The organism is Streptomyces sp. NPDC052023 (genome assembly GCF_044548465.1).
Classification (GTDB): domain Bacteria; phylum Actinomycetota; class Actinomycetes; order Streptomycetales; family Streptomycetaceae; genus Streptomyces.
Genome location: NZ_JBIUBW010000022.1, coordinates 75,154 through 86,133 on the forward strand (window position 1 = coordinate 75,154; position 10,980 = coordinate 86,133).

Consider the following 10,980-nt stretch of genomic DNA (forward strand, 5'->3'; position numbering starts at 1 on the left):
CCATCAGGCACACACGCGGCAGGTACACACGCGCGGGGCCGCTGTCGCGGTCGTACGACACTAGGTGCGTGATCCGCCACGACGCCCTGGACGCCCTCCCCGTACGTACCGCTCTGCCCGCCCTGCGGGGAGCCCTGGACGGGCACGGCACGGCCGTCCTCGTCGCGCCCCCGGGCACGGGCAAGACGACGCTGGTGCCGCTCGCGCTGGCGGGGCTGCTCGGCGAAGGGCCGGCCCGGCGGGTGGTCGTGGCCGAGCCCCGGCGGATCGCGGCGCGGGCTGCGGCACGCCGGATGGCGTGGCTGCTGGGCGAGCAGGTCGGCGGGAGCGTCGGTTACACGGTGCGCGGGGAGAGGTCCGTCGGACGGCACACGCGCGTGGAGGTCGTCACGACGGGCGTGCTGCTGCAACGGCTCCAGCGGGACCAGGAGCTGAGCGGCGTGGACGTGGTGATCCTCGACGAGTGCCACGAGCGGCATCTGGACGCCGACACGGTGGCGGCGTTCCTGTGGGACGTACGGCAGGCGCTGCGGCCGGAGCTGCGGCTGGTGGCCGCGTCGGCGACGACGGACTCCGAGGGCTGGGCCCGGCTGCTCGGCGGGGCTCCCGTGGTCGCGGCGGAGGGCGCCTCGTACCCGGTCGAGGTGGTGTGGGCGCCGCCGGCGCGTCCCGTACGGCCGCCGCACGGCATGCGCGTCGACCCGGCACTGCTCGGTCATGTGGCGACGGTGGTACGCCGGGCGCTGGCCGAGCGGGCGGGGGACGTGCTGTGTTTCCTGCCGGGGGTCGGGGAGATCGCGAAGGTCGCCGGGCAGCTCGGGGATGCCGGGGATGTCGACGTGCTGCAGGTCCACGGGCGGGCGCCGGCCGCCGTGCAGGACGCGGTGCTGTCGGCGGGGACACGGCGCAGGGTGGTGCTGGCGACGTCGGTGGCCGAGTCGTCCCTGACGGTTCCCGGCGTGCGCGTGGTCGTGGACGCCGGGCTGGCGCGTGAACCGCGGGTGGACCACGCGCGCGGGCTGAGTGCGCTGACGACCGTACGGGCCTCTCAGGCGGCCGGGCGGCAGCGGGCGGGGCGCGCCGGGCGCGAGGCGCCGGGTGCCGTGTACCGGTGCTGGGCGGAGGCCGAGGACGGGCGCCTGCCGCGGTTCCCGGCGCCGGAGATCCAGGTGGCCGATCTGACGGCGTTCGCGCTGCAGGCGGCGTGCTGGGGGGATCCGGAGGCGTCCGGACTGGCGCTGCTCGATCCCCCGCCGGGCGGGGCCATGGCGGCGGCGCGGGGTGTGCTGCGGGCGGTGGGGGCGGTCGACTCCGCCGGCCGGGCGACGGAACGGGGCGCGCGGCTGGCCCGGCTCGGGTTGCACCCGCGGCTGGGGCGGGCGCTGGTCGATGCGTCCGCGTTCGTCGGGGCCGAGCGGTCGGCCGAGGTGGTCGCCCTGCTCAGTGAGGAGGCGCCTCGGGAGTACGGGGAGGACCTGGCCGCCGCGCTGAGGGCTGTCCGGCGTGGGGGCGACGCCTATGCGGGGCGCTGGCGCGCGGAGGTCCGGCGGCTGCGGGCCGTCCTGGCGGAGCAGGCCCATCCGCCCACCGACGACCGCCGGCCGCCTGCCGCGGAGTCCGGGGGCCCGGGCGGACGGGACTCCGTGCGCGCTTCCCACGTGGCGGGGAACCCCGCCGGTGTCGTGGCCGCGCTCGCCTTCCCGGAGCGGGTCGCCAGGGCCGACGGCGGGTCGTATCTGCTGGTCTCCGGGACCCGGGCCGAGATCGGGGAGGCCTCACCCCTGCGGGGAGCGCCCTGGCTCGCCGTCGCCGTCGCCGACCGCCCGCTGGGCAAGGGGCACGCGCGTGTGCGGCTCGCCGCCGAGGTGGACGAGGAGGTCGCGCGGCTGGCGGCGGGGACTTTCCGCACCGAGGCGCAGGAGGTCCACTGGGCCGGCGGTGACGTCGTCGCCCGGCGCGTCGAGCGGCTCGGGGCCGTCGAGCTGGCGGTGCGGCCGCTGCCGGACGCGGCTCCCGGCCTCGTACGGGATGCGCTGGTGGAGGGGATGCGGCGGGAAGGGTTCGGGTTGCTGCGGTGGCCGCCGGAGGCGACCGTGCTGCGGCAGCGGCTCGCGTTCCTGCGGTGGCACCTCGGGGAGCCGTGGCCGGACGTGTCCGACGAGGCGCTGCACGCGCGCGTGGAGGAGTGGCTGGAGCCCGAGCTGAGCCGAGCGCGGCGGCGGAGTGATCTGGCGCGGATCGACGCCGGGCAGGCACTGGCCCGGTTGCTGCCCTGGGCCTCGGGGGAGGCGGTGCGGCTGGACGAGCTCGCGCCCGAGCGGATCACCGTGCCGAGTGGGTCCGGCATCCGGGTCGACTACGCCGATCCCGAACGGCCCGTCCTGGCCGTGAAGTTGCAGGAGATGTTCGGGCTCCAGGAGTCGCCCGCCCTCGCGGGGGTCCCCGTGCTCGTGCATCTGCTCTCCCCCGCCGGCCGTCCCGCAGCGGTCACCGCGGACCTCGCCTCCTTCTGGCGGGATGGCTACAAGGGCGTACGGGCGGAGTTGCGCGGCCGCTACCCCAAGCATCCGTGGCCCGAGGACCCGGCCACCGCCGAGCCCACCCGGCACACCAACGCACGACTCAGGCGCTGACAGGTTCCGCTGCGGTGCTCTCCTCAGGAGCCGCCTCGCCGGAGCGGCGGCCACGGGCCTCCAGGTACAGGGCGAGGGCGAGCAGCAGGACGCCCAGCGTCAGAAGGCCCCAGGGGAGGTAGGAGGTCATCAGCAGGACCAGGGTGCGGTTGGACTTGACCAGGTCGACCGTGTGGTCGATGTAGTCCTCGCGCATCTTCACGTGGCCTGCGAAGGCCGTGACCTTGTCGCGGTCGCCGAGCAGGGTGCCGCCGCGGAGTTCTTCCTTGTGGATCTCCTCGCCGTAGACGGGTGCGCCGGTGAGCGGTTCCACCCAGAACTTGCGGACCGTGGTGTACCAGCGCGTCGTGCCCGTCTTGGCCACGGACTCGGGGGTGATTCCCTCGACGGGCATGACCTTGGGGAACGGGACCTTCGTCCACGGGATCGTCTGCTCGAAGTAGTAGACCTCGACGCCGCGGAAGGTCTGTGTGCCCTTGTAGTGGATGGGTGCGGTGATGCGCGCTTGTGCGTCGAAGTACTCGTAGTTTCGTTTTTCGGTCAGGAAGGGCCACTTGAACTCGATGCCTTCCCGCCGCACAGGGTCGCCGTCGACCATCTCGCCGGTGGCGTGGACGGGTTCCTGGGTGTGGGCGTCGAAGATGTACCGCTCGGGGATCCTGGAGACCATCTTGCCGTCGGGGCCCTGGACGTAGGACAGGCTGTCCCAGACGACCACGTCACGGCCCGCCGTGCGCTCGATCCGTTCCGAGGCCTCCACGTCGCCCTTGAGGGTCTGCACGATGGTCACCTCGGGGACCTTGCGGGCCTGCATGGTGCCGTAGTCGAGGAGCGTGGCGTCCTTCGCCTCCAGAACCATGTCCTGGTACTGGTTCGGCGGGATCTTCGCCAGGCGCGGGAAGGCGTACCAGCGCAGCAAGGGGGCAAGGGCCGCGAAGAACACGGCGAGGGCGAGCAGAATCAGGCTGGTCCTGCGGCGCATCTCGGTCTCCCTCCGCCGGGGTCACGGGTGTGCCGGCACCGTCGTCAGCAGGGGTTTCGGGGACGTCCCGCCCGTCGGTGCGCCCATGGCCGTGATCGTGAGCACCAGGGCGACGGCGACGGCGAGACCGGTCACCGCGGCGATCAGGGCACGCATGCCTGCCTCCGGCGAACTGGAACTGATACCTCGTCAGGTCCGGCACCGTAGCAACGAGCGGGCGAGATGAGAACACGTCGCACACACAGTGGCGGCGCCCCTCCTCGCCGGGAGGGGCGCCGCCACTGTGTGTGCGATGAGGCCGGAGCTACGCGCCGGGGTCCGCCGACTGGCTCGCGCTCGCCGAGGGGCTCGGCGACGGCGTCTGCGCGGCCGTCACGTTCAGCAGGACGTTGAGCGTGGCGCCGCCCTCCGTGGTGAGGCGGAGCATGTAGGAGCCGGCGTTGTCGTCCGCGTACAGCTTGGGCAGCTTCAGCAGGCCGTTCGCGTCCGTCTCCAGGCCCGTGAGGGTGCGTACGGGCTTGCCCTCGGCGTCCTTGAAGTACGGGCCCTTGTCGCTCTCGGCCGGGTCGAGCACCGACTTGATGAGGGTGGCGGTGACCGCCACCCCGTCCGCCGCGGCGCCCCGGTACGTCGCCTCCACCTCGACCTGGTCGGCGAACTCGCCGCCCACCGTGCAGGTCATCGGGGTCTCGCCGGTGCGCGCGAGGGCGTCAGCGGCGCGGGCGGTCACGGTCGCGGTGTAGTCGACGCCGCGGACGGAACGGCCGACGACCGTGGCCCGCACGGTGAACGAGCCGGTCTTCTCGCCCGCCTTCAGCGCCGGCGCGACGGCGACGCCCACGCTACCGGTGACGACCGTGGCGACCTTCTCGCCACCGGTGAAGGTGGCGTCGGTGTCACCCACGATCGTGAAACGGACGCGCACCTTGGCGACGCCCTTGCCCTCCTTGCTCTCGGCGCGGGTGCTGACCCGCTCGGCGAACGCGTCGCCCGCCATCGCCGTGAGCCGCGCCGTGCCGCTGTCCTCGAGGTGGTCCACCGTGTCGGTGGCGGTCGGCGGAGTGACCGGCGGCTCGGGCTTCGGGGGTGTGGGCTTCGAGGGAGTGGTGCCACCGCCCGACGGCGGCTTCGGGGACGGGTTTGCCGGGCCGGTCCCCGGCGTGTGGGGCCGCGTGGACGGGTTGGACCCGCGGGGGACGTCGCTGCGGTTCCCGGGCAGGGTGCCGGTGCCGTCGGGGACTTCGTGCGTGCCCTTGCGGTAGTACTCCAGCCAGGACAGGACGGTGTTCAGGTAGTCCGTCGAGTTGTTGTAACTGAGGATCGCGCGGCGCAGGTCGTCCTCGACGGACAGGTCCCAGCCGAAGCGGCACAGGTAGTGGCCGGCGGCGAGGGCGGCGTCGTAGACGTTGTTCGGGTTCTCGACCCCGTCGCCGTTGCCGTCGCGGCCCGCCCAGGACCAGGTGGAGGGGATGAACTGCATCGGGCCCACGGCCCGGTCGTACGTGCTGTCGTCGTCGAACGCGCCGTTGTCGGTGTCGCTGATGTGGGCGAAGCCGTTGCCGTTCAGCGCCGGGCCGAGGATCGGGGTGATCGTGTTGCCGTCGGCGTCCACGTTGCCGCCGCCCGCATGACCCGACTCGACCTTGCCGATGGCGGCGAGAAGTTGCCAGGGCAGGTTGCAGCCGGGCCTGGCCTCGCCCAGCGCGGTCTCCGCCTTCCGGTAGGCGTCGAGGACGGTCGCGGGTATACCCGCGGCGGCGTCACCCGGGGCGGCCGGGCCGGTGGTGGGGCCGGTGGTGGGCGCGGGGTTGGGGCTCTCCAGCGGCGGCAGGTCCGTGTAGTACGGCGAATTGCCGGTCGCGCTGTCCTCGGTGGGCGTGTCGGACGAGGGCTGGGTGCCGGAAGTGCTCTGTCTGCCGGCGCCGTCGGTCTCGACTCCCGGGGCCTGGGAAGCGACCAGCGCCGCCGCGACAGCCGCGGCCACGGCGGTGTTCGCCGCGCCCTTGCGCAGCCTCGTACCGAAATGCGCCGCCATGAAATGAACCCCTCCCGTAGGCGCCCGAGTCGCCCGCATATGCCCTTTTACCACTGCGCTGTTGACGCCTACCGTCACCTGGTGGCGGTTGCACGCGCTGCCCGGTACGTCAACCCACGCGACCCTACGGCAACTTCGCGCGTGCCGGGACCCGTTCCTGCCCGGTCTTCACCGCTTGGTCATACGGCGTTGTGGCGTCGGTCTCACCCCAGGGCGGCGCGGCGTCGTCGATACTGAACGTCAACGTCCGCCTTGGGGAGTACCGTTGCCGTTCACCCTCAGTCATGCGGCAGCCGTGCTGCCCGCCGTCCGGCCCGACGGATCCGGGCGGGGCCCGCTGGTTCCAGCAGTCCTCCTCGCCGGGTCGTTCGCACCCGACATGACCTATTACGTGGCGAGTGTGCTGTCCGGCGCGATGGAGTTCGGCGACGTCACGCACTCCTTCGCGGGTGTGTTCACGGTCGACGTGCTCATCGCCTGGGCGCTGGTCGGGCTCTGGCTGCTGGTACGCGAACCACTGGTGGCCCTGCTGCCGCGCGGACGCCGGCCTCGGGTCGCCTGGCTGCTGCGCTGCGGGACGGCACGCGCGCGCGTACGGCCCTCTCTGGTGGCGCGGTGGTACCTCTCCGCCGTGCTCGGCGCGCTCACGCACGTGGTCTGGGACGCGTTCACGCACCTCGACCGATGGGGGATGCGGCTGTTTCCGGTGCTGGGGCGGGAGATCGCGGGCTCGCCGCTGTACTGGTACCTCCAGTACGGCGGTTCCGCGCTCGCCGTGCTGGTCATCGCCGCATTCGTGGTGGTCGCGCTACGGCGGGCGCCCGCGGCCGAGCCGGTGGGGGTGCCCGCGCTGTCCGTGCGGGAGCGGTGGCTGGCCGGCGTCGTGATCGGCGGCTGTGCGCTGGTCGCGGCGGCGCACCGGGCGACGCGGTGGTGGGCGTACTGGGGGTCCTCGGCGAAGCCCTGGGAGCTGATCCCGACCCTGTGTTTCGGTGCGGGGGCGGGGCTGCTGGCCGGGGTGCTGTCCTACGCCGTCGCCGTGCGGCTGCGGCGGCCGGCTGCCGTGCCTAGCGGTTCGGCAGACGCCGGCAGGGAGCGGGACCGGAGCCGTCAGGGGGCTTGATCACACCGGCGGCGACGGGGAGCGGCGCCACGAACACGCTGAGCGTGCGTGCCGGGCGCGGATGGGGCCGGGGCAGCAGGGTGAGGCAGAGGGTCACGTAGCTGCGGGCCAGATCGGCCCACAGGCGCCAGGCGGCGGTGTCACGAGGGCCGAAGGCCGCGGTTTTTCGTCTCTCCCAGTCCGTGGCGACGCGACGGCGGAGCTTGCCTGCGGCGTGACACAGCGATGTCGCCGGGCCCAGGGGGATGCGGGCGGTGCTTGCGCCGGCCGCGTGCGGCGGGGGCGCGGGCGGGGGCTGAGCCGGGGCCGTTCGGCGGCTGAGCATGCGTATACCCATGGCGGCATCTTGACGGGCGCGGGTGCCGGGGTGCTTTTTCGCGGGGGCCACGTGGGTGAAGGTCCCTCCGGGGGGCGGCTGGGGGGCGGCCGGTGCGGGGACGAGGTGCCGCGGGGGTGCCGGGGGCGGGCCGGGCTGAGGGTCCGCTGTGTTGCCTGACCGGCGTTGTGGCTGGTCACGGGGTTGCCGATGCCGGGGCACGCTGCGGGGGCGTTCAGCGGACTGCGCCTGATTCACGGGGCTGCCACGGCGTAAGGCGGCCGGGGCTTGCCACGGCGTCAGGCCGCAGGCCGGGGAGGCGGGGGCCGCGGAGCAGGCGGACGGAGGCCGCGGAGCAGGCGGACGGAGGCCGACGGCGGGGGCCGCAGGGCCCCCTGGCGGAGGCACGCGGGGCCGGCGAGGGGGGCAGAGCGGCGGACGGAGGCCGCGAGGCCGGCCCACGGGGGCAGGGCCGGCGGGCGGAGGCCAGAGCCGAGCGACGCCGTACCTGGGCCGCAAGGCACGGGGCGGCAGGCCCAGCCGGGCGCGGGCGGCGGCGCGGCCGTCAGGATGGGCCACCGCCCCGGCGCGCGCAGAGCCCGGGCAAGCGGCGCCGCACCCGGCCAGAGGCCCACGAGGGCTGAAGCCGAGCAGCACCGCACCCGGCCCTCAGGCCCAAAGGGCACAGCCGAGCAGCACCCCACCCGGCCCTCAGGCCCAAAGGGCACAGCCGAGCAGCACCCCACCCGGCCCTCAGGCCCAAAGGGCCCAGCCGAGCAGCACCCCACCCCGCCACAGGCCCCAGAGGGCACAGACCCCAGTCATAGAGGACCGCACCCCAGCCACAGGCCCAGAAAGCCGAAGCCCAGCCGAGCAGCACGCCCGACCCGCGGGCCCGGGAGGGCACAGACCCCGGCCATGCGGCAACCCACCCAGCCACAGACCCAAAGGAGCTGGAGCCCCAGCCGGGCGGCGTCGCTCTGGGGCCGCATGGCGCGGCGCGCAGGCACCCGGCAGGAGGCACCGCGCCGGTGCCCCGCAACGCACCCGGAGCCCCTGGCACCCGTGCCGGGGGCTCCTGCGTCGGACGGCTGTGCGCCGCGCGGCTAGTGTGCCGCCGACTCCCAGTCGGGGCCCACACCCACCGAGACATCCAGGGGTGCCCTGAGGTCGACGGCGTGCGCCATCTCGTGGCGGACCAGTTCCTCCGTCGCCTCGCGCTCGCCGGGAGCGATCTCCAGGACGACTTCGTCGTGCACCTGCAGGAGCAGGCGGGACTTGAGGCCGGACTCGCGCAACGCCCCGTCCACCTTGAGCATGGCGATCTTGACGATGTCGGCCGCCGTGCCCTGGATCGGCGCGTTGAGAGCCATCCGCTCGGCGGCCTCCCGCCGCTGCCGGTTGTCGCTGTTGAGGTCGGGCAGGTAGCGCCGGCGCCCGAAGAGCGTCGCCGTGTACCCCGTCGCGCGCGCCTCGTCGACGGCCCGGCGCAGATAGTCCCGCACGCCGCCGAAGCGCTCGAAGTAGGCGTCCATCAGGGCGCGGGCCTCCGCCGCCTCGATGTTCAGCTGCTGGGAGAGGCCGAAGGCCGACAGCCCGTAGGCCAGGCCGTACGACATGGCCTTGATCTTGCGGCGCATCTCCGCGTCCACCGCGGTGGGCTCGACCGCGAACACCTGCGAGGCCGCCGTGGTGTGCAGGTCCTCACCGGACGTGAACGCCTCGATCAGCCCGGCGTCCTCGGACAGGTGGGCCATCACGCGCAGCTCGATCTGGCTGTAGTCGGCCGTCATCAGCGACTCGTAGCCCTCGCCGACGACGAAGCCGCGGCGGATGGCCCGGCCCTCGTCCGTGCGGACCGGGATGTTCTGCAGGTTCGGGTCCGTGGACGACAGGCGGCCGGTCGCGGCGACCGTCTGGTTGAACGTCGTGTGGATCCGGCCGTCCGTCGCGATCGTCTTGATCAGGCCCTCGACCGTCACCCGCAGCTTGGCCTGCTCACGGTGCCGGAGCATGATCACCGGCAGTTCGTTGTCGGTCTGCGTCGCCAGCCAGGCCAGGGCGTCGGCGTCGGTGGTGTAGCCGGTCTTCGTCTTCTTCGTCTTCGGCAGGGCCAGCTCGCCGAAGAGGACCTCCTGGAGCTGCTTGGGCGAACCCAGATTGAACTCGTGCCCGGCCGCCGCGTGAGCCTCCTTCACGGCCTGCTGCACCGCACCGGCGAACATCTGTTCCATCGTTTCCAGGTGGGCGCGATCGGCCGCGATGCCGTTGCGCTCCATCCGGGCCAGCAGGGCGGAGGTCGGCAACTCCATGTCGCGCAGCAGCTCCGCCGCGCCGACCTCCGCGAGCCGGCCCTCGAAGGCCTGCCCCAGGTCGAGGATGGCGCGGGCCTGGATCATCAGCGCCTCGGCCTCGGCACCGTCGTCCGCGCCGAAGGCGAGCTGCCCGTCGGCCGCGGACGCGGGGACCAGCTCCCGGTGCAGGTACTCCAGGGACAGCGCGTCCAGGTCGAAGGAGCGGCGGCCGGGCTTCACCAGATAGGCGGCGAGCGCGGTGTCCATGGCGACGCCCTCGATGGACCAGCCGTGCTCGGCGAAGACCCGCATCGCGCCCTTGGCGTTGTGGAAGATCTTGGGCCGGCCGGCGTCGGCCAGCCATTCCGCCAGGGCCTTCTCGTCGGCCTCGTCCAGCTCGGCCGGGTCGAACCAGGCGGCGGCTCCGCCGGGCGCGGCCAGCGCGACCTCGGCGACCGAGCCCGTGCCCAGCGCCCAGGTGTCGACGGTGGCGACACCGAGCGCGTCCGTGGCGTGCACGGCGAGCCACGGCGCGAGCTCGCCCGTGCCCAGCACCGTGCCGTCCAGCTCCACGCCCTCGGTGACGACCGGGGTCGTCTCGGCCTCCTCGGCACCCGGGTCGACGCCGAAGAGCCGCTCGCGCAGCGAGGGGTTCCTGATCTCCAGAGTGTCCAGCACCAGCGCCACGGCCTTGCGGTCGTACGGCACGCGCGTCAGGTCGGCGACCGTCCTGTCCAGCTCGACCCGCCGCTCCAGCTCGGTGAGCCGGCGGTTCAGCTTCACCGCCTCCAGGTGGTCGCGCAGGTTCTGCCCGGCCTTGCCCTTCACCTCGTCGACGCGCTCGACCAGCTCCGCGAACGAGCCGAACTGGTTGATCCACTTGGCGGCCGTCTTCTCCCCGACGCCGGGGATGCCGGGCAGGTTGTCCGACGGGTCGCCGCGCAGCGCCGCGAAGTCGGGGTACTGCGCGGGCGTCAACCCGTACTTCTCGAAGACCTTCTCCGGGGTGAACCGGGTCAGCTCCGAGACGCCCTTCGTCGGGTAGAGCACCGTCGTGTGCTCCGAGACGAGCTGGAAGGAGTCGCGGTCGCCGGTGACGATCAGCACGTCGAAGCCCTCGGCCTCGGCCTGCGTGGTCAGCGTGGCGATGACGTCGTCCGCCTCGTACCCCTCGATCGCGAAGCGCGGGGCGTGCATCGCGTCGAGCAGCTCGCCGATCAGCTCGACCTGGCCCCTGAACTCGTCGGGGGCCTTCGAGCGGTTCGCCTTGTACTCCGTGAACTCCTCGGAGCGCCAGGTCTTGCGGGAGACGTCGAAGGCCACCGCGAAGTGCGTCGGCGCCTCGTCGCGCAGCGTGTTGGCCAGCATCGACGCGAAACCATAGATCGCGTTCGTCGGCTGGCCCGTCACGGTCGTGAAGTTCTCCGCGGGCAGCGCGAAGAACGCGCGGTAGGCCAGCGAGTGCCCGTCCATGAGCATCAGGCGCGGGCGGCTGCCGCCGGAGGTGCTGTCGGTCTTCTTCGATGCTGTCTCTGCCACGTCCCCGATCCTGCCACGCCCCACCGACAGTCGGCCCCGGCCTCCGGGACGCACCGGA

General features: G+C 73.4%; 6 protein-coding genes. 2 read left to right on the forward strand and 4 right to left on the reverse strand.

All coding sequences use genetic code 11. The annotated features are described in order from the left end of the window. The first annotated feature begins 68 nt into the window (after window positions 1-68). Window positions 69-2,633: an ATP-dependent helicase HrpB gene (gene hrpB / locus ACIHCM_RS31755; RefSeq protein ID WP_399903475.1), complete on the forward strand. Its 2,565-nt coding sequence runs from the start codon at window positions 69-71 to the stop codon at window positions 2,631-2,633. On the opposite strand, the gene ACIHCM_RS31760 is transcribed toward hrpB, so the two are convergent. From ACIHCM_RS31760 to ACIHCM_RS31770, 3 genes are all read right to left on the reverse strand, one after another. Further along, window positions 2,623-3,615, reverse strand: coding sequence for a DUF3068 domain-containing protein (locus tag ACIHCM_RS31760; protein ID WP_399903478.1), 993 nt, complete (start codon window positions 3,613-3,615; stop codon window positions 2,623-2,625). The genes hrpB and ACIHCM_RS31760 overlap by 11 nt on opposite strands. Before the next feature lie 21 nt (window positions 3,616-3,636). Next, a complete protein-coding gene (locus ACIHCM_RS31765) occupies window positions 3,637-3,771 on the reverse strand; it encodes an SPW_0924 family protein (RefSeq protein WP_399903481.1) in 135 nt (44 codons plus the stop codon). A 148-nt stretch (window positions 3,772-3,919) separates the two neighbouring features. Then, a complete protein-coding gene (locus ACIHCM_RS31770; RefSeq protein WP_399903484.1) occupies window positions 3,920-5,650 on the reverse strand; it encodes a lytic transglycosylase domain-containing protein in 1,731 nt (576 codons plus the stop codon). A gap of 265 nt (window positions 5,651-5,915) precedes the next feature. Between ACIHCM_RS31770 and ACIHCM_RS31775 the strand changes: the two genes are divergently transcribed. Then, window positions 5,916-6,773 (forward strand): DUF4184 family protein, encoded by an 858-nt coding sequence (locus ACIHCM_RS31775; protein WP_399903487.1) that lies wholly within the window; start codon window positions 5,916-5,918, stop codon window positions 6,771-6,773. A 1,422-nt stretch (window positions 6,774-8,195) separates the two neighbouring features. Here ACIHCM_RS31775 and polA read toward each other — a convergent pair. Next, entirely contained in the window at window positions 8,196-10,922 is a 2,727-nt protein-coding gene (gene polA, locus ACIHCM_RS31780) for a DNA polymerase I (RefSeq protein WP_399903490.1), read from the reverse strand. Between the last annotated feature and the right edge of the window lie 58 nt (window positions 10,923-10,980).

Coding starts and splice junctions, on each gene's coding strand:
- ACIHCM_RS31760 (WP_399903478.1), bottom strand. CDS start 3,615: ATGCGCCGCAGGACCAGCCTGATTCTGCTCGCCCTCGCCGTGTTCTTC.
- ACIHCM_RS31765 (WP_399903481.1), bottom strand. CDS start 3,771: ATGCGTGCCCTGATCGCCGCGGTGACCGGTCTCGCCGTCGCCGTCGCC.
- ACIHCM_RS31770 (WP_399903484.1), bottom strand. CDS start 5,650: ATGGCGGCGCATTTCGGTACGAGGCTGCGCAAGGGCGCGGCGAACACC.